Genomic DNA, 22,062 nt, shown 5'->3' on the forward strand with positions numbered 1-22,062 from the left:
AAACCCGCGCCGAAGGGCACCCCGCATTGGCCCTTACTTCTCCTCTTGCGCTCCGACCCTAATAACGCAACAGGCCCACGAGGGGGGAGATTGGCAGCTTTGGCGCTCCGTTCACTTCTACAACGAAAGTAATTGGCGAAAGCCGCGATGGCGGCTGATCTCCCCCCTTGTGGTGGAGATGCCCGGCAGGGCAGAGGGGGGCGCCTCGTGATACCCTCCGCCATTCTTGAATCAGCTCTCTACGTCACCGACCTAGCCGCAGCGGAAGCGTTCTACACCGATGTCCTCGGCCTCACTCCTCTCGGCAAGGTCGAGGGCCGCCATCTCTTCTTCCGTTGCGGAGCCGGCGTGCTGCTGATCTTCAACGCCGAGGCGACCAAGGTCCCGCCCGCGCCCGACGCGAGGCTGAAAGTCCCGCCGCACGGCACATCGGGCGAAGGCCATCTCTGCTTCGCGGCGACCGCCGATGAAATCAGCCGCTGGAGATCCCATCTGGAGGCGAAGGGCATCGCCATCGAAAGCGAATTCGAATGGCCGCAAGGCGGCCGCTCGCTCTATATCCGCGATCCTTCCGGCAATTCGATCGAATTCGCCGAGCCGAGAATCTGGGGACTTTGATGCATTCACTCGACGGAAAAAAGATCGTCGTCGCCAGCCACAATGAAGGCAAGCTGCGCGAATTCGCCGATCTGATGGCGCCGTTCGGATTCGAGGCGAAATCGGCGAAGGACTACGGCTTGCCCGAACCCGACGAAACCGGCACCACCTTCGAGGAGAACGCCTATATAAAGGCGTTCGCCGCGGCCAAGGCGACGGGCCTGCCGGCGCTGTCGGATGATTCGGGCCTGTGCGTCGACGCGCTCGACGGCGCGCCCGGCGTCTACACCGCCAACTGGGCTGAAACACCTGATGGCAGCAGGGATTTCGGCATCGCCATGCAGCGCACCGAAGTGGCGCTGCAGGAAGTCGGCGCGGCCACGCCCGCGCAGCGCACGGGACGCTTCGTCGCCGTCATCTGCCTCGCCTTTCCCGACGGCGAGGCAGAATATTACCGCGGCGAGGCCGAAGGCACGTTGGTCTGGCCGCCGCGCGGCGAGCTCGGATTCGGCTATGACCCGGTGTTCCTGCCGGACGGCTTCGAAAAAACCTTCGGCGAGATGAGCGCCGAGGAGAAACATGGCTGGAAGCCCGGCCAGGCCACGGCGCTGTCGCATCGCGCCCGCGCCTTCCAGAAATTCGCCCAAGCTCGATTGGGTCTGGCCAGGTTAGGCTCGGCATGATCAGGCCCGGCGCCACCATGCCGCTCGACCGCAGCCCCGGTTTCGGCGTCTATGTGCATTGGCCGTTCTGCGCGGCCAAGTGCCCTTATTGCGACTTCAACAGCCATGTCCGCCACCAGCCGGTCGACCAGGAGCGCTTTGCCGCCGCCTTCGAGGCGGAATTGGCGACGATGCGCCAGCGCACCGGCCCGCGCGAGGTGACCAGCATCTTTCTCGGCGGCGGCACGCCGTCGCTGATGAAGCCGGAAACGGTAGCAAGGGTCCTGGACGCTGTGGCGAAGAACTGGACGGTGCCCGACGACATCGAGGTGACGCTGGAGGCCAATCCCACTTCGGTCGAAGCCGAACGCTTTCGCGGCTATCGCGCGGCGGGCGTCAACCGGGTCTCGCTCGGCGTGCAGGCGCTGAACGACAAGGATTTGCGCTTCCTTGGCCGGCTGCACAATGTGGACGAGGCGCTGCACGCGATCGGGCTCGCGCGGGAGATATTCCCAAGGCTCTCCTTCGACCTGATCTACGCACGGCCAGGCCAGACGCCGGAGGCTTGGGCATCGGAGCTCGAACAGGCGATCGGCCACGCCGCCGACCATCTGTCGCTCTATCAGCTGACCATCGAGGAAGGCACGCCGTTCCACGCGCTGCACGCGGCGAAGAAATTCATCATCCCCGACAACGACCACGCCGCCGACCTTTATGCGCTCACGCAAGAGGTGACATCAGCTCATGGCTTGCCGGCATATGAGATCTCAAACCACGCCCGGCCGGGTGCCGAAAGCCGCCACAATCTGACCTACTGGCGCTATGGCGAATATGTCGGCGTCGGCCCCGGCGCGCATGGCCGTTTCGTCGAGAACGGCCACCGCGTCGTGACCATCGCGGAGAAGATGCCGGAGACCTGGGCCAATCTTGTCGAGGCCAAGGGGCATGGCGTCACCGGCGGCGAGACCCTGACGCGCTCCGAAGAGGCGGACGAGTTCCTGCTGATGGGACTGAGGCTGGCGGAAGGCATCGACCTGTCGCGCTACGAAGCGTTTTCCGGGCGCGGCCTGTCGAGCGCACGGCTGTCGGTGCTGCAGGGCGAAGGCCTGGTGGCGCCGATCGGCAACGCCCGCCTGCGCGCCACGCCCGCCGGCATGATCGTGCTCGACGCGGTGGTAGCCGATCTGGCGCGGTAGGCCCCCACATCCACCAGCGAAGTCATCCACCAGCGGAGTAATGCGAAGCGGCGCGCAGATCCGAGGAGGACGAAGGCGGGATACCGCTCTCAATCCCGAAGCCGGAGATTGCGCTTCTGGAGGCGCGGGTTTCACGTTATCTGGACCCAGGACATCGCGAGGCCCGAAATGAACCTGACGCTTTCCTGGCAATTCTGGGCGCTGCTGTCAGCGGCTTTTGCGGCACTGACGGCGATCTTTGCCAAGGTGGGCATCGAAACGATCAATTCCGATTTCGCCACCCTCATCCGGACAGCCATCATCCTGGTCGTGCTTGCGGCCATCCTCGCCGCCAGTGGCCAATTCCAATCATGGGCCTCGATCTCCGGAAAGACCTGGCTTTTCCTCGGCCTGTCGGGACTGGCGACCGGAGCCTCGTGGCTCTGCTATTTCCGCGCGCTGAAAATCGGCAATGCGGCGCAGGTGGCGCCCATCGACAAGCTAAGCGTCGTGCTTGTGGCGGTGTTTGGCGCGGTCTTTCTCGGCGAGCGGCTCACCAGTGCGAACTGGCTTGGCGTCGCCCTTATCGCGGCGGGCGCGGTGCTGGTCGCTTATCGAGGGTAGTGCTGCGCCGTGGCGGGCGTTCTTGGTTTCGAGACGGGTGATGAAAATATCGAAGCGATTGGGCATCGTCCGGTCAGTGCTCCGTCGTGCTGTCGGGTTTGTTGTCGGGTAGCTTGATCTCTGGTGGCGGGCGGCGCGCGGGCCCCTGCTTGCCGTCTGTGGTGGCGGGCGGCTTCCCGTCTCCTTGCGCGGCAAAGCGCTTGCGGCCTGCATAGTAGGGCTCGAAAGCGTCCTGTATCGTCAGTCTGTCCATCCTGTCCTCCCGGGGGAATCAGGGGCTAAATCTGCGAAAGCCGGTTTCGTTCCCTACTGTGGCGAAGGAATGGCGCTCGCCTTGCATTACAGCCGCTTTTGCAACCCGGCGCGGGCCGTGCCAAACAGGGCGGATGATTTCGGAACGTCCTTCGCGGCTCCATTGGACGCGGGCGCGCCGCTGACGGAGAAGGCACCGGTGACTGGCGAGACGGGCAAGCGCAGCTATGTGATCGGACAGACCGAGATTACGGCCCGGCCGCTGGAACCGGCGCTCTATCTGGTGGCGACGCCGATCGGCAATCTCGCCGACATCACGCTGCGCGCGCTTGAGACGCTGGCCGCCGCCGACATGGTCGCCTGCGAGGACACGCGCGTGTCGCGCGTGCTGCTCGACCGCTACGGCATCCGCCGCCGCACCACGGCCTATCACGAGCACAATGCCAGCGAGGCCGGGCCAAAATTGATAGCGGCGCTCCAGTCGGGGCAGAGCGTGGCCCTGATCTCGGATGCCGGCACGCCGCTGGTTTCCGATCCCGGCTACCGGCTGGTCGGCGAGGCGCTCGACCAGGGCATTCGCGTCGTGCCCATCCCCGGCCCGTCCGCGCCGCTTGCCGCGCTCACCGCATCCGGCCTGCCTTCGGATGCCTTCCTGTTCGCCGGCTTCCTGCCGGTCAAGGCGGGGCAGCGGCTGGCGCGGCTGGAAGCGCTTAAAGCGGTGCCGGCGACGCTGATCTTCTTCGAATCGCCGCGCCGGCTGGCCGAATCGCTCGGCGCGATGGCCGAAGCGCTCGGCGGTGAGCGCAAGGCAGCCGTCGGCAGGGAATTGACCAAGACCTTCGAGGAGATGCGCACCGGCACGCTGAGGGCGCTGGCCGACCACTATGCCGCGGCCGATACGCCGAAGGGCGAGATCGTCGTCTGCGTCGGTCCGGCCGAGGCCAGGGCGGAGACGCCTGCGGACATCGATCGCCTGCTGTTGTCGCTCGCCGCCGAGATGCCGGCCTCGAAGGCGGCGGCGGAAGCGGCCAGGATGACCGGCGGCCAGAAGCAGGCGCTCTATCGGCGGCTGCTGGAACTCAGGGATGTCTCTGGAGAGGACCGTGGCTAGGCTCCCGAGCGTCAGCCGCCAAAAGGCCTATCGGCGCGGCCATCGCGGCGAATGGCTGGCGGCGGCCGCGCTGATGCTGAAGGGCTACCGGATCCTGGCGCGCCGCCATCGCACGCGGTTCGGCGAGATCGACCTGATCGCGCGGCGCGGCGACCTGGTTTTGTTCATCGAGGTCAAGGCGCGCCGCACGCTGATGGAAGCAATGGAGGCGATCGCCCATGAATCGGAGCGTCGCATCGAAGCTGCGGCCGACGTTTGGCTGTCGCGCCAGTCCGACTACGGCAGATTGTCGATGCGCTTCGACATGGTGGCAGTGCTGCCCTGGCGTTGGCCGGTGCATGTTGAGAACGCGTTTTACGGGCGCAATTGAGGGCTGCGTCGCTGGGGTTCAGCGTTCGATGGGCCATTCGCCCGCGCCAAGTGCCGCGATCGCCGCGATTATGCGCCGGAACGCCTCGGCGGCGGCCGGCACCGTGGTGCGGGCGCGCAGGAAGCTGTGCACGAGGCGCTTCTCCTCACGCCAGCTCGCTCTGCCGCCGGCAGCCAGGATGCGGTCGCGATAGGCCTCGCCATCCGACGACAGCGGGTCGCATTCGGCAGTAAAGACGACGGTGGGCGGCAGGCCGGGGAAGTCGGCGGCGCGCAGCGGCGAGAAGGTCGGATCGTCCGGCGCCTGTCTCTTGGCCGAGCGGACGTGGCGGTAGAAGGCGACATCGCCAGTCGACAGAAGCGGCGCCTCGGCATGCTCGATGTAGGAGCGGGCAGTCTCGTCGCCGCCGAGGCCGGGATAGATCAGCACCTGGCCGGTCGGCCTCTTCGCGTGAGCGCGCGTCGCATGACTGACCGCCGCCGCCAGATTGCCACCGGCGCTCTCGCCGCACAGCAGCAGTGGCCCGCTCGCCGTGGCCGCCGCCCATTCGAAGGCGGCCAGAGCGTCGTCGAAGGCGGCGGGATGAAGATGTTCGGGCGCCAGCCGATAGTCTACCGAGAACACAGCAAATCCGGTGCCGGCGCAGATCTCGGCGCAGATGTCGTCATGGCTGTCGAGCCCGCCGAGGATGAAGCCGCCGCCATGGTAATAAAGCACCGTGGCCGGCGCGGTGCCTGGCATCCGGTAACGCCGCACCGCTATGCCGCGGCCGGGGGCGGCGATGAGGTCGTCGCTGGCCGTCACCCCGGGCGGATAGGGCTGGCGAAGCGCTCGGCACATCCTGTCATAGATCGCCCGCTGCTTGGCGATCGGCAGGTCGATCGTCTCGGGCGGATACCAGGCGTTGATGCCGTCTATATAGGCCCACAGCGCAGGGTCGAGCAGCGTCGCGTATTTGCCGCGCCTGGTCGTTTCACTGCTGCCCACGGAAGGCATTGCCTTAAAGCTCGCTGTAAAGCCTGGCCGCGTTTTCAAAGCTGAAGCGCAGCGGTACCGAGCCCTCGACCTGCCAGACGGTGGCGCTCTCGCCGGCCAGCAGCCGGCAGGCGCCGTCTGTGTCGGTGACGGCGCCGCCATAGAGCCGGTTGGCGAGGTTGAGGATGGCGGTCTGGTGCATGGCGGCACTGCCGCTGCCGCAGGCATCCTTGACCAGAAGCACGCGAAAGCCGCGCGCCACGGCGTCCTTCACTGTGGCGTCGATGCAGGCCTCGGTCCACACGCCTGCTATGACCAGCCATTCGATGCCGCGCGCCTTCAGCTGGTCGGTAGCCGGCCCCGACCGGAAGGCGCTGGCCTCGGCCTTGATCAGCAGCGTCTCCCCCTGGGCCGGCGCCACCTCATGGCAGATTTCGGTCAGCGGATCGCTCTTGTCGGAGAAAGCGGACTTGCCGTCCTCTCCGACGGGATGGAAGGGCCGGTCCTGCTTGTCGAGATCGACAATATAGGCCCAGTGGTAAAGCGGCACATGGTTCTGCCGCGCCGCCGCCTGCAGGCGCTGGACGTTGGCGAGAATCGCCTCAAAGCCCTCGACGAGGTAGCGCGGGTCCTGCCGGTGCTCCTCCTGCAGGTCGATGAAGACAGCGGCAACCGTGCCGCACTTGATGGAGAGGGGGGTTTTCATGGGCGTGAGCCCTCGTCATGGAAGGGCGCGGCGGTCCACGATCCTTCCATATGCCGGAGGGTAAGCGCCCCCCTCTGCCCTGCCGGGCATCTCCCCCTCAAGGGGGGAGATTGGCGGCCGCGAATGCTTTCGCCCATAACCCGCGTTGCAGGAAAAAGCGCCGCAAGCGAAGCTGCCGATCTCCCCCCTTGAGGGGGAGATGTCCGGCAGGACAGAGGGGGGCGCCAAGGAATGAGGCGCTCGTTCTTCAGCTGCGATACGTCGCCGAGGCAAGCAGCGAACATCAAACCTGCTTCTCCAGAAATTCATCCTCATAAGGAAAACGCGACAGGAGCTCGGTGCCGGTCTCGGTGATCAGGATCTCGTCCTCCAGCTTGACGCCCTCGCGGCCGCCCTTCTCGCCAATATAGCTTTCCACGCTCACCACCATGCCTGGCACGATATGGCCGTCGCGGCCATAGGTTTCGTAGTCCATGGCGTGCGCGATGAAAGGCGTCTCGCCATGCATGCCGACGCCGTGCATGACCGAGGTGTAGCGCTGGTCGACGAAGCGGTCAGGGATCTTCCATGCCTTTTCGGCGATCTCGCGGAAAGCCATGCCGGGCTTCACGATCGAGATGTTGTGCTGAACCTGGTCGTGCGCCATGCGGTAGAGCGATTTCTGATAGGGGGTCGGCTTGCCGGGCCCGCAGCGGAAGGTGCGCGAGAAATCCGAGTAATAGCCATAGCAGCCGATCGTGTCGGTATCGAGCGCCAGCAATTCGCCCGGCCGGATTTTTCGCCCGCTGGCCTCGTTGAACCAGGGGTTGGTGCGCTGGCCAGACGTCAACAGCCGCGTCTCGATGAACTCGCCGCCCTGGCGGATGACCTCGCCATACATGATGGCGAACAGCTCGTTCTCGGAAACGCCGGGCTTGATCGCCTCGCGCACCGCATAGACAGCGGCTTCCGCGCCGGCCATCGACACCTGCAGGCATTTCACTTCCTCCGGCGTCTTGACCGCGCGCACCGCCAGGATCTCGCCCTGGCAATCCCGGACCTCGCAGCCGCGCTTTTCCAGGGCCAGCGCCTGCAAGTGGCTGCAGCGGTCGAGCCCGAGCTTCATCGAGCCGCCGCCATGCTGCTTCAGGAGTTCGGCGATCTCGTCGGCGAAGGGACCGGCGGTCTCGTCGTCGCGGCCCGACACCGACGACCAGACGAGCTTGGACGGACGCGCCTCGTCGATCGTGTCGAGCACCATCGAGACATGGTAGCTCTGCGGGTATTCGAACAGAACGATCGGCCCTTCTGTCGGGATGAAGAAATAGCGGGTCGAATTGCGCAGGAAATAGCCGAACATGTTGCGCGAGCCGGTGGCGTAGCGCTGGTTGTAGGGATCGAACAGCACCACGCCGCCATAGCCGGCCTCACGCATCCAGCCGCGCAGCTTGGCAAGCCGGCCTTTACGCAGGGCGTCGGCATCGATGAAGGACGGCTCGGTGTCGGACAGCCACATGCCGCCCGCCGGATCGGCCGCCGCGGGGTGGCGCATGCGGTCCTTGAAGTCGACGTCTTCAGTGCTGTCGGGGTCGAATACGACGATGCTCATGGGGGCTGACCTTGGGTGGGTTGCAAGGCTTGACCATGGCGCAGGAGGGGCGGGTGCATTGTGCGGAAAACCGCGTGTGTTGTGCGGGATGCCGCTACGCTAACGAGAGATGCAGGTGCCAGGCGCCCCGCCAACCTTCGAAAGTACCTAATGCCGTCTCGCCAGTTTCGGCGGATGCCCATGCTCCTCCCTGAACGCCCGGGCGAAGCTCGACATCGAGGCAAAGCCGCAGGCGAGCGCCACGTCGCGCACCGCGAGCGTGGAGTGCGCGAGCAGATCGGCGGCGCGCTTCAGCCTGAGCCGCCGGTAATAGCCATTGGGCGAGATGGCGAGTTCGGAGCGGAAGGAGCGTTCGAGCTTGTCCGAAGACACGCCGAGCCTCGCGGTCAGCTCCGCCATGCCGAGCCGCTCCTCCACAGCATCCTCCATGATGGCGATGGCCGACAGCACCAGCTCGTTCCGCACGCCGGTGCGCAGGCGCAGCGGCATCAGCTTGCGGTCGACGCTGGAGCGCAGCTGGCTGTGCACGAACCATTCGGCGACGCCGGCCGCAAGTTCGGCGCCGTAGTCGCGGGTAATGATCTCCAGCATCATGTCGAGGCTGCCGACGCCGCCGGCCGAGGTGAAACGCTTGCGGTCGATGACATAGAGGTCGCGCCTCAGCTCGACGTTGGGAAAGGCCTCGGTGAAGGCCGCCTGGCTGGTCCAGTGCAAGGTGCAGGCATGGCCGTCGAGCAGGCCGGCGCGGGCGAGGAAGAAGGCGGCATCCGCCACCGCGCCGATATGGGCGCCATTGCGCAAGCTGCGGCGGATCCAGCTTGCCGCATCCTCGGCGACGAGATGATCGGCATCGCCGCCCGAGCAGACGACGATGCGGTCGACCTTGGGCGCATCCTCGGCATAGAAGCCCGGTTGGATGACGACGCCGTTCGAGGCCTCGACCGCACCCTGGGTAGCCCCGACGATTATCCAGCGATAGCATTCCCGCTTCGCCAATATGTTGGCGGCGCGCAGCGGCTCGATGACGGACGAGAATGCCATCATCGGAAAGCCGGGGAACACCAGCACCGCGAAGGTGAGGGGCGTATCGGGAGATGTGTCGCGCGTGCCCATAGCGCTACATCTCGGGCAGATGGGATTTGGGGTCAACGGGGTTGTGGCTGGCTTTCTGCGAGGTTGGCGCTGGCTTTGGAGACTGGCTTGTCTCAGCGGGAGTGCCGCCCCTCAGCCCCCCAGCGCCTGCCCCAGATCCGCGATCAGATCGTCGCCATCCTCGATGCCCGCCGACAGCCGCACCAGCGAATCCGATATGCCGATCTCTTCGCGCTTCTGCGCCGGAATCGATCCATGCGTCATCAGCGCCGGATGCTCGATCAGGCTCTCCACGCCGCCCAGACTTTCGGCCAGCGTGAACAGTTGCGTGCGTTCGAGGAAGCGTTTTGTGCCGGCGAGGTCGCGGTCGAGCACGGCTGATATCATGCCGCCGAACGCATGCATCTGCTGGACGGCAACGGCATGCTGCGGATGGCTGGCGAGGCCGGGATAGATGACCCGGCGCACATCCTTGCGGGCTTCCAGCCACTGAGCGATCTTGAGGCCGTTCGACGAGTGCCGCTCCATCCTCAGTGCCAATGTCTTGAGGCCGCGCAGGGCGAGAAAACTGTCGAACGGGCCCGAAATGGCGCCGATGGCGTTCTGCAGGAATTTCAGGCGATCGGCCAAATCCTTGTTGTCGCCGACAACAGCCACGCCGCCGACCATGTCGGAATGGCCGTTGAGGTACTTCGTCGTCGAATGCACCACGATGTCGATGCCGAGCTCCAGCGGCCGCTGCAGATAGGGGCTGCAGAAAGTGTTGTCGGCGACCGAGAGGATGCCCTTGCGCCTGGCGAGGGCTGCGACGCCTTCGAGATCGACGATGCGCAGCAGCGGGTTGGTCGGCGTCTCGACCCAGAGCATTTTCGTCTCCGGGCGGATCGCAGCCTCGACGGCGGCAAGGTCGGTGAAGTCGACGAAGGAGATCTCCAGATTGGCGGAGCGCCTGCGCACACGCTCCATCAGGCGGAAGGAGCCGCCATAGATGTCGTCGGTGGCGACGATGTGGGCGCCGGAATCGAGCAGCTCCAGAACGGTGGCGATCGCCGCCAGCCCGGAGGCGAAGGCGAAGGCAGCCGAGCCGCTTTCGAGATCGGCCACCGCGCGCTCGAAGGCGAAGCGCGTCGGATTCTGACTCCGGGCATATTCAAAGCCCTTGTGCACGCCGGGAGACTGCTGGCCATAGGTCGAGGTGGCGTAGATCGGCACCATCACCGCTCCGGTCAGGGGATCGTGGCTCTGGCCGCCATGGATGGTGCGCGTGGAGAAGGCCAGGCGGTTCTTTCCGGATGCGGTCATCGTGCACGGCGCCTCAGATGGTTGATCAGGTCGATGCGGGTTATCAGGCCGACGAACTCGTCGCCGTCGAAGATGATGGCGACCTCGTTGCGGTCGAATACCGGCAGCAGCGCGTCCAGCGTCTGGCTGGCCTGCAAAGTATGCAGATTGGGGGTCATCGCCGAGCGTACCGGCGTGTTGAAGCGCTCCCAGCGGCCCTCATAGGGGCCGTCGACCTTGGCCAGAATGTCGCTTTCGTCGACGATGCCGATCAGCTTGCCGTCGTCGAGCACCGGCAGTTGCGAGACATCGGAGCGGCGCATGCGGCCATAGGCGTTGAGCAGGCTCTCGTCCGGACCGACATAGACGGTGTCGCCGGTGCGGTGCGTGCGCATCACCAGGTCGCGCAGGTCGCCATGCTGCTCGTGCTCGGCCAGCCCCTGTTCGGCCAGCCAGAAATCGTCGAAGACTTTCGACAGATATTTGTTGCCGCTGTCGCAGACGAAGGTGACGACGCGCTTGGGCGAAGTCTGTTCGCGGCAATAGCGCAAGGCGGCCGACAGCAGCGTGCCAGACGACGAGCCGGCCAGGATGCCTTCCCGGGACAGGAGATCGCGCACCGCCAGCATGCTCTGCTTGTCTGATATGGAATAGGCCTTCTTGACCAGCGACAGCTCGGCGTTGGGCGGCACGAAGTCCTCGCCGATGCCTTCCACCGTCCAGCTGCCGGCCTCCACCATCTTGCCGGTCTTGATCAGCGGCGCCAGCACCGAGCCGACCGGATCGGCCAGCACCATTTCCGTCTTCGGCGATGCCTTGGCGAAGAACCGGCCAAGGCCGGTCAGCGTGCCGCCTGAGCCGACGCCGACCACCACCGCGTCGACATCGCCGTCGAGCTGCGAAAAGATTTCCGGACCGGTGGTGGTTTCATGCGCCTCAGGGTTGGCCGGATTGGCGAACTGGTTGGCGTAGAAGGCGCCGGGCAGCTCGGCCGCGATCTTTTCGGCCATGTCCTGGTAATATTCGGGGTGGCCCTTTCCGACATCGGAGCGCGTCATGCGCACTTCCGCACCCAGCGCGCGCAGGTGCTGGATCTTCTCGCGCGACATCTTGTCGGGCACGACCAGGATGATGCGGTAGCCCTTGGGGATACCGACCTGGGCGAGGCCCAGGCCGGTATTGCCGGCCGTCGCCTCGACGATCGTGCCGCCTGGCTTCAGCCTGCCCCCTTTCTCGGCGGCGGCGATCATCGACAAAGCGATACGGTCCTTGATCGAGCCGCCGGGATTCTGGCTTTCGAGCTTGATGAACAGCCGGCATTTGCCGGTGTCGAATTGGGTCAGCTCGACCACGGGGGTCTGGCCGATCAGGTCGAGCACCGATCCGTAAGGTGGCCGCAGGCGCGACATTGCGTTTTCCGAAGCGGCGCTTTCCAAAGGGGCGCTATCCGAGGGCGCGATCTTGTGCCTGCTCATATCGATGCTCCATGATCAAGCGGCCGCCTCGTGCAGGGCGGCAGCGTATCCTCTTTTCCAGCCCTTTGCAGTGGGAAAGAAGATAGATCGTGCCAATCGACCGGCTAGATGGAGAATGAAATTCCCGTTCGGCGTTTTCGCTGTGGTGCAGGACTCGGACGTTGGCGGGACAGCGCCCCCCTCTGGCCTGCCGGCCATCTCCCCCACGCGTGGGGAGATTGGCTGTCACCACGGCTTTCGCCAATCTCCAACGTTGAAAGAATGGTGCGGTCGGCGAAACTGCCGATCTCCCCCCTTGTGGGGGAGATGGCCGGCAGGCCAGAGGGGGGCGCCGTAGAGCGCCAGGCTCGATAGTCACACGCCTGTTGCCGTGCCTCAGCCCAGCAGCTGCTTGCTGAGCCTGGCACACTGGACGCGAATATCCGGAATGGCGTCGATCTCGAAGAAGGTGCCTCTGGTCAGCGGGCCGACGGCGAGGATCTTCCTGGACACCGTGCCGTCGCCGGCGATGATCTCGCAATTAGCCGTCACGTCGAGGCCGATGCGCAGCGGGTCCGGCCGCGCCAGGGAGCGGTCGACCAGCGAGCGCACGACGCTGTTCGACGAGGCCGAGATATCCCTGACGATGCCGGAGCAATCATAGATGCGGGCGACCTCGAACCTCTCCAGCCGCTTGGTGTGGCGCGACTGGACCTGGACCGTGAACTCCTGGCCAGCCGCGATGTCGACGACACGGCCGGCAACGAGGCGGATGCGGCCGGACTGCACGGCTTGCGTGACGCGGGAATGGACCTCGGGCGCCATGCGGTGGCGGTGGATATCCCACCAGGCCTTGGTGTGCTCGACGAAACGGCGCTTGGCCGAGGCCGGCCAGTTCTGCCAGATCTTCTGGTTGAACGGGCGCAGGCCGTCGACGACGTCGCGCCAGTCGATGCCGGCCTTCTGGTTTTCCCGGATCAGATCGCGGAACCAGCCAACGAAATAGGAAAGCTGGGTACCGAGCGGGATGTCGGCGACGTCAAGCTTGATCGGATTGCCCTTGCGGTGCGGCGAGGGCAGCAGGCCGCGCCGCGACACCGCGACGATCTCCGCCCGGTGGCCGCGCTGTTCGAGCGCCAGGAATGCATCGACCATGCTGAGGCCGGTGCCCAGCACCATGACGCTCCGGTCGGGATCGAGCGCGGTGTCGGCCTCCGATCCCATCCGAACTGCATGGCCTTGCCCCATGGCCGGCACCTCGTCATGGCCGGTGGCGAGTACCGCCAGATGGGCGACGACGCTGGTGCCGTTAGCGAGCGCCACTTCGACCCCCGAGGCCGTGGGCGAGATCGACAGGCTTTCCTCATGGATCAGCCGGAGGCGTCCAGTCTCCCTCTCGCGCGCCTCGAGATCGTCCAGCAATTCGCCGAGGTAGCGGGCATAGATGCTGCGCGGCGCGTAGACCGGCGCCTGCGCCGGCGTTGCCAGGTGGCGTTCCAGCAGCCAACGCCAGAAATTGCCGGGATCGTCGGCATAGGCGCTCATGCCGGCGGCGCTGACGTTCAGCACATGCGCGGAGAGCAATGTGGAATAGGCGATGCCCTGGCCGAAATGCGGGCGCTTCTCTATCAGCGTGACGCGAAGGTCGGGATTGGGCTGTCTCAGCAGATGCGCGGCGAGCACGACGCCGCTGGCGCCGCCGCCGACAATGATGATCGAGCTGCCGCGGCCGCTCATGCCGGCCCCGTGCGAAGCGCCGGCGTCAGGCCTTCACCGCAACCGGCAGATCGTCGGTCGCAAGGTCGTCGAGGCCGATGTCGCGCATCTCGGCGAGGCTGCGCTGGTCGAGCACCTCGGCGATCGCCTGCCGGACTTCCAGCATCAGATGTCGGACCTGGCATGTCGCCTCGTTACAGTCTTCGCAACGCTGATACTGGGTGCGGCTGGCGCAAGGGATCGGCGCCAGCGGGCCGTCGAGCACGCGCACGACATGGCCGACCCTGATTTCCTCCGCCGGCCGCGCCAGGCGATAGCCGCCATCCTTGCCTTTGCGGCTCTGCACGAAACCGGCATTGCGCAGTTCGCCCAGAATGGCGTCGAGAAACTTCTTCGGGATGTTGTTGCCGGTGGCGATGTCGTTGACGAAGGCAAGTTGCCCGGCCGGCATCCGCGCCAGGTGGACGAGCGCCTTGAGCCCGTACTTGCCTTTCTTGGTGAGCATGATCCGAACGTTTCTCTGTCATGCGATGGCTCGAGGCCATCCGTTGCGAAACGCCTGGCGTGCCTCCCGCCGCGCTCAAGCACCCATGACACATAAATTCTAGTGACATGATATACAAGCCAATCGCGATTGATCTTGCTTGGTTTTCAAGCCGCTGCGGTCATTTTGGACCCGCCTTGTGACTCCGGGGACACAAAACGTGGCGCGACGGCCTGAGACTGGTGCCACAGGTGATCGCCGCGATACGGATGGGTATGACCTCTCATCGCCGCCTCCAAGTCTCTATGTCCATAAGCTTACTATACTTAAATCCGAATAGGCGGAACATGTTTTTAATTTCCTGGTCATTTGAGGCATGATTTTCTCGATATCATGCCAGAAATGCGAACCGTTGTTCGCGGATGAGTGTGCCGGCGCTTGCCCCCAGTGTCGTCGGATTTTCCGGATCTCGTCAAGGCCGACAAGGACCGTAGCGACGCGGCGCAGATCCGAGGATGACGAAGCCTGGCGGTTTTGCCGAGCACCATCCTGTTCATGTGGCGAATTGGCATCGAAGGCGATGAAGGCGGTTGCGGCCGCCAAATCCGTCCGAGCACCCCGTCACCGACGATTTTTTCCAACAAATCCGCCGCAACTGGAAGAATTTAACTCTACAATAATGATAGAATTAGCGGACTATCATGAAGCAATCCGGTTTTCCCCTGTTTCATGGAGCCCTTGATGTCCACCACCATTTCGCGACGCATCCTTCTCCTGTCTTCGGCGGCGCTTGCCGGCGCCGCCTTCCTGGGCCCGGCTTTTGCCGACGATCTCAAGATCACCATCGGCTACCAGACGGTGGTCGAACCCTCCAAGGTGCCGCAGGCCGATGGTGCCTATGAAAAGGCTACCAAGGCCGCCATCGACTGGCGGAAATTCGATTCCGGCGCCGATGTCATCGCCGCGGCCGCATCCGGCTCGGTCGACATCGGCTATGTCGGTTCGAGCCCGTTGGCGGCGGCGGCGAGCCGCGAGTTGCCGGTCCAGACGATCTTCGTCGTCGGCCTGATCGGGCCATCCGAGGCCCTGGTCGCACGCAACGGCGCCGGCATCGAGAAGGTCGCCGACCTCGCCGGCAAGAAGGTGGCCGTGCCCTTCGTCTCGACCACGCATTACAGCCTGCTTGCCGCGCTCAAGCATGAGAGTGTCGACCCGAAGTCGGTCGAGATCCTCAATCTCAGGCCGCCGGAAATCGCCGCCGCCTTCGCACGCGGCGACATCGATGCGGCCTATGTCTGGGATCCGGCGCTCGGCCAGGTCAAGACATCAGGCAAGGTGGTGCTGGATTCCTCTGAGGTCGCCGCCTGGGGCGCGCCGACCTTCGACGCCTGGATCGTGCGCACCGACTTTGCCGAAAAGAACCCGGAAGCGGTGCGCGACTTCGTCAAGGTGACGGGTGCAGCCTATGCCGAGTACCTGGCCAAGCCCGATGCCTGGTCGGCAGCGTCGCCGCAGGCGGCTGAGATCGCCAAGCTGACCGGCGCCAAGGTCGAGGAAGTGCCTGAACTGCTCAAGGGCTATGTCTTCCCGACACTCGAAGAACAGGCCTCCGACAAGTTCCTCGGCGGCGGCACGGTCAAGGCGATCGCGGCGGCATCCGCGTTCCTCAAGGAGCAGGGCAAGGTCGACGCCGTGCTGCCGGACTATTCGAAATATGTGACATCGAAATACGTCACCGAGGCGCTGGCCTCGAACTGATCCGACTGTTGGAGCGCCCCATGCCACGACAGGCAGGTGGCGCCCGATGAGACGCGCACGTCTTTCTTGACGCCGCGTGTCGTCTGTCCCGGAGCCGCTGACGAGGCGCGGCTTCGGGCAGGTGGACTTCAACGAACTCCCTGCGAGGGCTCATGTCGCATCTCGTGCTCGACAGAATCTCGGTCCACTATGACGGTCAGCCGGCACCCGCCGTCGAGCGGGTGTCGATCGATATCGCCAAGAATGATTTCGTCGTCCTTGTCGGCCGTTCCGGCTGCGGCAAGACCTCGCTGCTCAATGTCGCCGCCGGCTTTGTCACGCCGGCACGCGGCACGGCCACGATCAACGGCCGGCCGATCGCAGCACCCGGTTCGGACCGGGCGGTGGTGTTCCAGAACGACGCGCTGTTTCCTTGGCTGACCGCGCGCGAGAACGTCGCCTTCGCGCTCAGGCTACGCGGTGTCGGGCCATCCGAGCGGGCATGCCGCGCCGACGAATTGCTCGGCCTGGTCAAGCTCACCGATGCCGGCGACAAGCGCATCTGGGAGCTGTCCGGCGGCATGCGCCAGCGCGTCGGCCTTGCCCGGGCGCTGGCTGCCGAGCCGCAATTCCTGCTGCTCGACGAGCCGCTCGGCGCGCTCGACGCGCTGACGCGCGAGCGTATGCAGACGACGCTGCTCGACCTGTGGACGGCAAGCAAGGTCGGCGTGCTGATGGTCACGCACGGCACCGACGAGGCGCTGGTGCTCGCCACCCGCATCGTCGTCCTGGCGCCTGGGCCGGGCCGGGTGGTGCGGACCTTGGAGCCGGGCTTCTCCAGGCGCTACGCATCGGGCGAGGCCATCCGCGCCATCAAGGCCGATCCTGGCTTCGCCGCGGCGCGCGGCGAACTGACCGACGCCATCTTCGAGGGGGAGGCGGCATGACCGTTTCATCCTACACCGAACGCTCCGGTTCCAGGATCGAAGAGGCCGACGGCCTGTCGGTGCCGTGGTCGCGCCCGATCCCGAAGCGCAAGGGCGTTTCGGCGCGCATGGTCAGCGCGGCCACCATTCTTCTGGTGCTGGCGCTTTGGACGCTGTCGGCCCGCCTGCAGCTGGTGTCGCCGGTGTTCCTGCCCTCGCCTTTAGCGGTGTGGAACAAATTCGTCGTCGTCGCCCGCGACGGCTTTGTCGACGCAACGCTCGTCCAGCATATCGCCGCCAGCCTGGGGCGGGTGTTCGCGGCGCTCATCGCGGCGCTCCTCGTCGGTGTGCCGGTTGGCCTCGCCATCGGCATCAGCACCATAGGGCGCGGCATTTTCGATCCGCTGCTGGAATTCCTGCGGCCGATCCCGCCGCTCGCCTATCTGCCGCTGGTTATCATCTGGTTCGGCATCGGCGAGCCATCGAAGGTCCTAGTGATAGCCATCGCCATGCTGGCGCCGGTGGCCCTGTCGACCGCGTCCGGCGTCCGCGGCGTCTCGCAGGAGCGTATCAACGCCGCGCGTTCGCTTGGCGCGACGAGGCGCCAGGTGGTCCGCCACGTGATCCTACCCAGCGCGCTGCCGTCGATCCTGACCGGACTGCGCATCGCGCTCGGTGCCGGGTGGTCGACGCTGGTCGCCGCAGAATTGGTGGCGGCGACGCGCGGGCTTGGCTTCATGATCCAGTCGGCGGCGCAGTTCCTGGTCACCGACGTGGTGGTCATGGGCATTTTGGTGATCGCGGCCATCGCCTTCGTGCTCGAATTCGCCATCCGCAGGATCGAGCGCGCGCTTGTGCCGTGGGCCGGACGCGAATGATCGGAAACGGAGATGAGGATGACCCATTCCACCGCCATGCTGTTCGCCCATTTCGGCACCTGGCTGCTGGGCCTGACATCCGATGACAAGGCGATAGAGGACAAGGCGACAAGGGAGGACGGTCCGCGCTCGCCGGCGCCCGTCCAACTCCCGGCCGGGCGTGACCGCCTGCCGCCGCGAGATGAGAGCTTCTACTGGGCCTGGCAGTACTGGTCGCAGTGAGAGCGGCTCAACCGCGCGAAGGGTTCGCCCACACCAGCCCGGCGAGACCAACCAGCATGACGACGATGCCGATGGTGAGCCATTGCGACTGGCCGGTCATGAAGCTGCCGCCGATCACGCCGATGCCTTGCAGCGACCACAGCGCGCCCACGGCCACCACGATCAACGCCAGCAAATTTTTGGTCAGTCTCATTGCCGGATTCTCCTTCCGAAGTTGATCGGTTGCATCGCCGCCGTCGCGATGAAAGAGGCAAAGGAATCGGGTCAAGGGCAGCATCTTCTACTTGGATGTTGCCGCTCGATCTTGTCAAACAAGACATGGCTGTCGACTGGAACATCATCGCGACTTGATCGCGGATCACCGGAAAATCACTGACAGACTGTTACCGGGCGACTCTAAACGTGTGCCGATGCCACGGAACTGCCAGATGATTGCCGCATTTCGTGCCTTATTGTCTCCGTAACGGCTGGGGTCTGTCAAAAACGGAGCCTTCCCCCAGATATGAATAACAACAACCGGACCGCGCTTACCGCGGTGACGATCGCTGCTGGCCTGATGGTCGGCGCCTCCGCCACTCCAGCCGCCTCCGCCGCCGGCCAATGCGGCCGCGCTTCCTGGTACGCCCTTCACTCCAGGACCGCGTCGGGCGAACGGATGAACCCTTCGGCCTTGACCGCTGCCCACCGCACGCTGCCTTTCGGCACCAAGCTGCGGGTCACCAACCAGCACAATGGCCGCAGCGTCGTGGTGCGCATCAACGATCGCGGCCCGTTCATCAGGGGACGCGTGCTCGACCTGTCGAAGGGTGCCGCCGGCCAGCTCGGGTTCATCGGTTCCGGCCACACCGCGGTTTGCATGGCGCGCGTCTGACCACGTTGCCCGGCCTCGCGGCCGGGCCGTCGTGCCGCCTTCGCACCTGCACAATGAGCCGGCTTGTACCGTCCAAGGCTGATTTCCAAAGCTTTGGACCAAGAATGCGTATAGATCACGCCACGTGACGTATTGCATCGCAGCAATTAGTTGTTAACTTCCCCGCGAGACAGTTAGGGCCAGGCGCTGCTCGCCGCCCCTTCGGTCGCAGGCCGCAGCGGGGTAAACGGATGTTCTACCAGCTCTATGAAATGAACCACGCCGCCCTGCAGCCGGCCCGTCTCTATGCCGATGCGGTGCGGCTGTTCTATTCCAACCCGCTCAATCCGTTGTCGCACACGTCCTGGGGCCGCTCGATCGCGGCGGGCGCCGAGCTGTTCGAGCGCACCACGCGCCGCTACGGCAAGCCGCAATTCGGCCTCGACAAGACGGTGGTCGACTGGAAGAGCGTGGCAGTGACGGAGAAGACCGTCTGGTCGCGGCCGTTCTGCAACCTAGTGCGTTTCGAGCGCGCCGTGCCCGCCGGGCGGCGGCGCGATCCGAAGCTTCTGATCGTGGCGCCGATGTCGGGCCACTATGCGACGCTGCTGCGCGGCACGGTCGAAGCCATGCTGCCCCATGCCGACGTGCACATCACCGACTGGATCGACGCCCGCATGGTGCCGACGGCCGACGGCCAATTCGATCTCGACGACTATATCGACTATGTCGTCGACATGCTGCATGTGCTGGGCCCCGACACGCATGTGATGGCTGTTTGCCAGCCTTCCGTGCCGGTGCTGGCGGCCGTGGCGCTGATGGAAACGCGCGGCGACCCCTTCGTTCCCGCGACGATGACCCTGATGGGCGGGCCGATCGACACGCGCCGCCACCCGACCGCGGTCAACCTTCTGGCCGAGGAGAAGGGCATAGACTGGTTCCGCGACAATGTCGTGATGCGCGCGCCCTGGCCGGTGCCGGGCTTCGGCCGCGAAGTCTATCCAGGCTTCCTGCAGCTTTCGGGCTTCATGAGCATGAACCTCGACCGCCACATCATCGCCCACAAGGACTTCTTCATGCACCTTGTGAAGCATGACGGCGACAGCGCCGAGAAGCACCGCGACTTCTACGACGAGTATCTGGCGGTGATGGACTTGACGGCGGAGTTCTACCTGCAGACGGTCGACACGGTGTTTGTCCGGCATGCCTTGCCCAAGGGCGAGATGACGCATCGCGGCACGCCGATCGATCCCTCGGCCATCCGCAATGTCGCGCTGTTCACGGTGGAGGGCGAGAACGACGACATTTCCGGCCTCGGCCAGACGCGGGCGGCGCACGATCTGTGCGTCAACATTCCCGCCGACAGGAAGGCGCACTACATGCAGCCCGCGGTCGGGCATTACGGCGTCTTCAACGGCTCGCGCTTCCGCTCCGAGATCGTGCCGCGCATCGTCGACTTCATCACCAGCTATGGCCGCCAGAACCGGGTCGCCGTGAAACCGAAGCTGGTCCGCACCGCCAAAAGATAGGCAGCCGGCATTGCCGGCCCGATCGCGCCGGACAGGCCGGGCAGGCCTGTCGCACGGGCGCCGCTGCCATGCGTCTCGCGGGTAACCATGTCGCAAATCACCCAATCGTGGTAATTGACACGGACTGTAGATCGCCCTTAACCTTTCATTAATAACAAGGGCGAGCGGGGACAATGAATTCCTCACCAATGGCGCGAACGCTTCGTGCGTGCGCAGTAGCCGGACTGGCGACAATGATGGGAGGCTGGGTGGCGCCGGCCCTGGCGGCTGGAGCGATGACGACCGGCGGCGTCGCGTCGCAACCCATCGGCCATTATGATTTCTGCAGGCTCAATGCCCGCGAATGCGCGATCCGTCCCGGCAATCTTGCGCCGGCGGCGATGACGGACAGGTTGTGGCGCAAGCTGGCCAAGGTCACCGCCAGGGTGAATGCCGCCGTCAAGCCGATGAGCGACATGGACATCTACGGCAAGGACGAGGTCTGGGCCTATCCCGCCAAGGGCGTCGGCGACTGCGAGGACTACGTGCTGGAAAAGCGGCGCCTGCTGTCCCGCATGGGCATATCGCTTGCCGATCTTCTCATCACCGTGGTGCGCAAACCCGACGGCGAAGGACACTCGGTGCTGACGGTTCGCACCGACAAGGGCGACTATGTGCTCGACAATCTGACCGACAAGGTCAAGGCCTGGGATGAGACCGGCTACCGCTTCCTCAAGCGCCAGGCGATCGACAACACCGGCCGTTGGGTCTCGATCCGCGGCGGCCAGCAGGTGTTGGTGGGGTCCGTGCAGTAGGACTGCGGCGGGCGGCGCGGCCAACCGCCGGATGTCGGCTCCGCCCCTCATTCCCCTGCAGGACATTTCTCCCCGTATCGTGACGAGGAGAAAGACGCTGTCATCGATGACTTCGCCAATTGCCGACGTCGCAAGAAGTACGCTGCGGGCGCGGCTGTCTCCCTTCTCCCCGTCACGATACGGGGAGAGGTGCCGGCAGGCGGATGAGGAGCGGCGCCGACGTTGCAGTCACGCGCCTCGCTCACACCCCAAAAAATTCCCACACCCTCCGTGAACCATTTCGGCCCGGCCGGCGACACACAGCCGTGAACCGAAACCAACCATGGAGACTTCAAATGACTGCTTTCCTGCGCAACACCCTTCTTGCCGCTGTCGCGGTGTCGGGCATGGCCGGATCCGCTCTGGCCGATCAGACCATTCCAAGCTGCGCCAACACCAATCTTAACGACCTGTGGAGCGGCCGCTGTTGCGGCGCCGCCGGCGCATCGGACTGCCTGGGCGGCGGCAATGGTGGCCGCGGCCATGGTGATCACGGCCGCGGCGGCAATGGCGGCAGCACGGCCGGCAAGAACTGATCTCGTCACGGCTGCCCGCCGGCTGCTGCCGGCGGGCACCGTTTCGCGACCGGGAGCTCAGCCGCCGCGTGAGCCGGGCAACCCCGACCTACCGTCGCCGCCCCAGCGCCGCCCGGATCGAGGCGGTGATGCGGCGCAGTTCCTCCTCCTCGAGTTTTTCGATGTTCTCGGCCAGGAGGTTGGCAAGCTCGGTCGCGGCCGGTCTCAAGCCGGACGTGTCGAGCCTGACGCGCGGATGCGAGGCTTCGGCCAGTCGCGCCAGTTCCTCGGCGTCGTCCCAGATGATGTTGAAATAGCCGATGATCTTCTGGATCAACGTCCAGGTCGGCGCGCCGCGCCTTCCATGCTCGAGCGCGGACAGATAGGCGGCGCTGACACCGATGGCGGCGGCCATGTCCTTCTGGGTGACGCCGCGCTCGGCCCTCAGCGCCCGCAGCCTCTCGCCGAACGGGGTCACGACCCCA

Annotated in this window: 25 protein-coding genes; 14 read left to right on the plus strand and 11 right to left on the minus strand. The window is 65.3% G+C overall.

What is annotated here, in order from left to right:
• Window positions 1-207: 207 nt before the first annotated feature.
• The 4 genes from FJ964_RS11475 to FJ964_RS11490 all read left to right on the plus strand — a co-directional run bounded on the left by FJ964_RS11475 (window position 208) and on the right by FJ964_RS11490 (window position 3,058).
• A complete protein-coding gene (locus FJ964_RS11475; protein ID WP_140550507.1) occupies window positions 208-618 on the plus strand; it encodes a VOC family protein in 411 nt (136 codons plus the stop codon).
• Complete coding sequence (gene rdgB / locus FJ964_RS11480) at window positions 618-1,280, plus strand: RdgB/HAM1 family non-canonical purine NTP pyrophosphatase (protein ID WP_140550508.1); 663 nt, start codon at window positions 618-620, stop codon at window positions 1,278-1,280. The genes FJ964_RS11475 and rdgB overlap by 1 nt, the downstream gene beginning before the upstream one ends.
• Window positions 1,277-2,455 carry a radical SAM family heme chaperone HemW gene (gene hemW / locus FJ964_RS11485; RefSeq protein WP_140550509.1) on the plus strand — a complete coding sequence of 393 codons (1,179 nt, stop codon included), beginning with the start codon at window positions 1,277-1,279 and terminating at the stop codon, window positions 2,453-2,455. Before rdgB ends, hemW begins: the two co-directional genes overlap by 4 nt.
• 168 nt (window positions 2,456-2,623) lie before the next feature.
• Window positions 2,624-3,058, plus strand: coding sequence for an EamA family transporter (locus FJ964_RS11490; protein ID WP_140550510.1), 435 nt, complete (start codon window positions 2,624-2,626; stop codon window positions 3,056-3,058).
• Between the two features lie 73 nt (window positions 3,059-3,131).
• On the opposite strand, the gene FJ964_RS11495 is transcribed toward FJ964_RS11490, so the two are convergent.
• Complete coding sequence (locus FJ964_RS11495) at window positions 3,132-3,311, minus strand: hypothetical protein (protein ID WP_140550511.1); 180 nt, start codon at window positions 3,309-3,311, stop codon at window positions 3,132-3,134.
• A 198-nt stretch (window positions 3,312-3,509) separates the two neighbouring features.
• Between FJ964_RS11495 and rsmI the strand changes: the two genes are divergently transcribed.
• Window positions 3,510-4,421, plus strand: a complete 912-nt coding sequence (gene rsmI / locus FJ964_RS11500; RefSeq protein ID WP_181172457.1) for a 16S rRNA (cytidine(1402)-2'-O)-methyltransferase — start codon at window positions 3,510-3,512, stop codon at window positions 4,419-4,421.
• Window positions 4,414-4,791, plus strand: a complete 378-nt coding sequence (locus FJ964_RS11505; RefSeq protein WP_181172441.1) for a YraN family protein — start codon at window positions 4,414-4,416, stop codon at window positions 4,789-4,791. Before rsmI ends, FJ964_RS11505 begins: the two co-directional genes overlap by 8 nt.
• 18 nt (window positions 4,792-4,809) lie before the next feature.
• Here the strand turns inward: FJ964_RS11505 and FJ964_RS11510 are convergent, their stop codons facing one another.
• From FJ964_RS11510 to FJ964_RS11550, 8 genes are all read right to left on the minus strand, one after another.
• A complete protein-coding gene (locus tag FJ964_RS11510) occupies window positions 4,810-5,778 on the minus strand; it encodes an alpha/beta hydrolase (RefSeq protein ID WP_224713195.1) in 969 nt (322 codons plus the stop codon).
• A 13-nt stretch (window positions 5,779-5,791) separates the two neighbouring features.
• Window positions 5,792-6,472, minus strand: a complete 681-nt coding sequence (locus tag FJ964_RS11515; RefSeq protein ID WP_140550514.1) for an isochorismatase family protein — start codon at window positions 6,470-6,472, stop codon at window positions 5,792-5,794.
• A 283-nt stretch (window positions 6,473-6,755) separates the two neighbouring features.
• The gene (locus FJ964_RS11520; protein WP_140550515.1) at window positions 6,756-8,060 is read right to left on the minus strand and encodes a Xaa-Pro peptidase family protein; all 1,305 of its coding nucleotides are present in this window, start codon (window positions 8,058-8,060) and stop codon (window positions 6,756-6,758) included.
• Window positions 8,061-8,207: 147 nt separating this feature from the next.
• The gene (locus FJ964_RS11525) at window positions 8,208-9,173 is read right to left on the minus strand and encodes a GlxA family transcriptional regulator (RefSeq protein WP_140550516.1); all 966 of its coding nucleotides are present in this window, start codon (window positions 9,171-9,173) and stop codon (window positions 8,208-8,210) included.
• Between the two features lie 111 nt (window positions 9,174-9,284).
• The gene (locus FJ964_RS11530) at window positions 9,285-10,454 is read right to left on the minus strand and encodes a PLP-dependent aspartate aminotransferase family protein (RefSeq protein WP_140550517.1); all 1,170 of its coding nucleotides are present in this window, start codon (window positions 10,452-10,454) and stop codon (window positions 9,285-9,287) included.
• Window positions 10,451-11,908, minus strand: coding sequence for a pyridoxal-phosphate dependent enzyme (locus tag FJ964_RS11535; protein WP_140550518.1), 1,458 nt, complete (start codon window positions 11,906-11,908; stop codon window positions 10,451-10,453). Before FJ964_RS11535 ends, FJ964_RS11530 begins: the two co-directional genes overlap by 4 nt.
• Window positions 11,909-12,283: 375 nt before the next feature.
• A complete protein-coding gene (locus FJ964_RS11545) occupies window positions 12,284-13,624 on the minus strand; it encodes an FAD/NAD(P)-binding protein (RefSeq protein ID WP_140550520.1) in 1,341 nt (446 codons plus the stop codon).
• Between the two features lie 25 nt (window positions 13,625-13,649).
• Window positions 13,650-14,108, minus strand: coding sequence for an Rrf2 family transcriptional regulator (locus tag FJ964_RS11550; protein ID WP_140550521.1), 459 nt, complete (start codon window positions 14,106-14,108; stop codon window positions 13,650-13,652).
• Between the two features lie 720 nt (window positions 14,109-14,828).
• Here FJ964_RS11550 and tauA point away from each other — a divergent pair.
• The 4 genes from tauA to FJ964_RS11570 all read left to right on the plus strand — a co-directional run bounded on the left by tauA (window position 14,829) and on the right by FJ964_RS11570 (window position 17,850).
• Window positions 14,829-15,845, plus strand: coding sequence for a taurine ABC transporter substrate-binding protein (tauA, locus tag FJ964_RS11555; protein WP_140550522.1), 1,017 nt, complete (start codon window positions 14,829-14,831; stop codon window positions 15,843-15,845).
• Between the two features lie 152 nt (window positions 15,846-15,997).
• On the plus strand, window positions 15,998-16,771 hold the full coding sequence (locus FJ964_RS11560) for a taurine ABC transporter ATP-binding protein (RefSeq protein ID WP_140550523.1): 774 nt from the start codon (window positions 15,998-16,000) through the stop codon (window positions 16,769-16,771).
• Entirely contained in the window at window positions 16,768-17,628 is an 861-nt protein-coding gene (locus tag FJ964_RS11565; RefSeq protein WP_140550524.1) for an ABC transporter permease subunit, read from the plus strand. The genes FJ964_RS11560 and FJ964_RS11565 overlap by 4 nt, the downstream gene beginning before the upstream one ends.
• Before the next feature lie 18 nt (window positions 17,629-17,646).
• Window positions 17,647-17,850, plus strand: a complete 204-nt coding sequence (locus tag FJ964_RS11570) for a hypothetical protein (RefSeq protein WP_140550525.1) — start codon at window positions 17,647-17,649, stop codon at window positions 17,848-17,850.
• 7 nt (window positions 17,851-17,857) lie between these two features.
• On the opposite strand, the gene FJ964_RS30960 is transcribed toward FJ964_RS11570, so the two are convergent.
• Complete coding sequence (locus FJ964_RS30960) at window positions 17,858-18,043, minus strand: hypothetical protein (RefSeq protein WP_181172442.1); 186 nt, start codon at window positions 18,041-18,043, stop codon at window positions 17,858-17,860.
• Window positions 18,044-18,352: 309 nt separating this feature from the next.
• Between FJ964_RS30960 and FJ964_RS11580 the strand changes: the two genes are divergently transcribed.
• The 4 genes from FJ964_RS11580 to FJ964_RS11595 all read left to right on the plus strand — a co-directional run bounded on the left by FJ964_RS11580 (window position 18,353) and on the right by FJ964_RS11595 (window position 21,598).
• Window positions 18,353-18,721 (plus strand): septal ring lytic transglycosylase RlpA family protein, encoded by a 369-nt coding sequence (locus FJ964_RS11580; RefSeq protein WP_140550526.1) that lies wholly within the window; start codon window positions 18,353-18,355, stop codon window positions 18,719-18,721.
• Window positions 18,722-18,951: 230 nt separating this feature from the next.
• Window positions 18,952-20,229 (plus strand): polyhydroxyalkanoate depolymerase, encoded by a 1,278-nt coding sequence (locus tag FJ964_RS11585; RefSeq protein ID WP_140550527.1) that lies wholly within the window; start codon window positions 18,952-18,954, stop codon window positions 20,227-20,229.
• A 173-nt stretch (window positions 20,230-20,402) separates the two neighbouring features.
• Window positions 20,403-21,023 (plus strand): transglutaminase-like cysteine peptidase, encoded by a 621-nt coding sequence (locus tag FJ964_RS11590; RefSeq protein WP_140550528.1) that lies wholly within the window; start codon window positions 20,403-20,405, stop codon window positions 21,021-21,023.
• Window positions 21,024-21,358: 335 nt separating this feature from the next.
• A complete protein-coding gene (locus FJ964_RS11595; protein WP_140524470.1) occupies window positions 21,359-21,598 on the plus strand; it encodes a hypothetical protein in 240 nt (79 codons plus the stop codon).
• 88 nt (window positions 21,599-21,686) lie between these two features.
• Here the strand turns inward: FJ964_RS11595 and FJ964_RS11600 are convergent, their stop codons facing one another.
• The gene (locus FJ964_RS11600) at window positions 21,687-22,055 is read right to left on the minus strand and encodes a helix-turn-helix transcriptional regulator (protein WP_140550529.1); all 369 of its coding nucleotides are present in this window, start codon (window positions 22,053-22,055) and stop codon (window positions 21,687-21,689) included.
• Window positions 22,056-22,062 lie beyond the last annotated feature (7 nt).

The organism is Mesorhizobium sp. B2-3-2 (genome assembly GCF_006442295.1).
Taxonomy (GTDB): domain Bacteria; phylum Pseudomonadota; class Alphaproteobacteria; order Rhizobiales; family Rhizobiaceae; genus Mesorhizobium.

Excerpts from the sequence above, each read along its gene's own strand:
- rdgB (WP_140550508.1), top strand. The coding sequence starts at position 618 with ATGCATTCACTCGACGGAAAAAAGATCGTCGTCGCCAGCCACAATGAA.
- hemW (WP_140550509.1), top strand. The coding sequence starts at position 1,277 with ATGATCAGGCCCGGCGCCACCATGCCGCTCGACCGCAGCCCCGGTTTC.
- FJ964_RS11490 (WP_140550510.1), top strand. The coding sequence starts at position 2,624 with ATGAACCTGACGCTTTCCTGGCAATTCTGGGCGCTGCTGTCAGCGGCT.
- FJ964_RS11495 (WP_140550511.1), bottom strand. The coding sequence starts at position 3,311 with ATGGACAGACTGACGATACAGGACGCTTTCGAGCCCTACTATGCAGGC.
- FJ964_RS11515 (WP_140550514.1), bottom strand. The coding sequence starts at position 6,472 with ATGAAAACCCCCCTCTCCATCAAGTGCGGCACGGTTGCCGCTGTCTTC.
- FJ964_RS11520 (WP_140550515.1), bottom strand. The coding sequence starts at position 8,060 with ATGAGCATCGTCGTATTCGACCCCGACAGCACTGAAGACGTCGACTTC.
- FJ964_RS11525 (WP_140550516.1), bottom strand. The coding sequence starts at position 9,173 with ATGGGCACGCGCGACACATCTCCCGATACGCCCCTCACCTTCGCGGTG.
- FJ964_RS11530 (WP_140550517.1), bottom strand. The coding sequence starts at position 10,454 with ATGACCGCATCCGGAAAGAACCGCCTGGCCTTCTCCACGCGCACCATC.
- FJ964_RS11535 (WP_140550518.1), bottom strand. The coding sequence starts at position 11,908 with ATGAGCAGGCACAAGATCGCGCCCTCGGATAGCGCCCCTTTGGAAAGC.
- FJ964_RS11545 (WP_140550520.1), bottom strand. The coding sequence starts at position 13,624 with ATGAGCGGCCGCGGCAGCTCGATCATCATTGTCGGCGGCGGCGCCAGC.
- FJ964_RS11550 (WP_140550521.1), bottom strand. The coding sequence starts at position 14,108 with ATGCTCACCAAGAAAGGCAAGTACGGGCTCAAGGCGCTCGTCCACCTG.
- tauA (WP_140550522.1), top strand. The coding sequence starts at position 14,829 with ATGTCCACCACCATTTCGCGACGCATCCTTCTCCTGTCTTCGGCGGCG.
- FJ964_RS11560 (WP_140550523.1), top strand. The coding sequence starts at position 15,998 with ATGTCGCATCTCGTGCTCGACAGAATCTCGGTCCACTATGACGGTCAG.
- FJ964_RS11565 (WP_140550524.1), top strand. The coding sequence starts at position 16,768 with ATGACCGTTTCATCCTACACCGAACGCTCCGGTTCCAGGATCGAAGAG.
- FJ964_RS11570 (WP_140550525.1), top strand. The coding sequence starts at position 17,647 with ATGACCCATTCCACCGCCATGCTGTTCGCCCATTTCGGCACCTGGCTG.
- FJ964_RS30960 (WP_181172442.1), bottom strand. The coding sequence starts at position 18,043 with ATGAGACTGACCAAAAATTTGCTGGCGTTGATCGTGGTGGCCGTGGGC.
- FJ964_RS11580 (WP_140550526.1), top strand. The coding sequence starts at position 18,353 with ATGAATAACAACAACCGGACCGCGCTTACCGCGGTGACGATCGCTGCT.
- FJ964_RS11585 (WP_140550527.1), top strand. The coding sequence starts at position 18,952 with ATGTTCTACCAGCTCTATGAAATGAACCACGCCGCCCTGCAGCCGGCC.
- FJ964_RS11590 (WP_140550528.1), top strand. The coding sequence starts at position 20,403 with ATGAATTCCTCACCAATGGCGCGAACGCTTCGTGCGTGCGCAGTAGCC.
- FJ964_RS11595 (WP_140524470.1), top strand. The coding sequence starts at position 21,359 with ATGACTGCTTTCCTGCGCAACACCCTTCTTGCCGCTGTCGCGGTGTCG.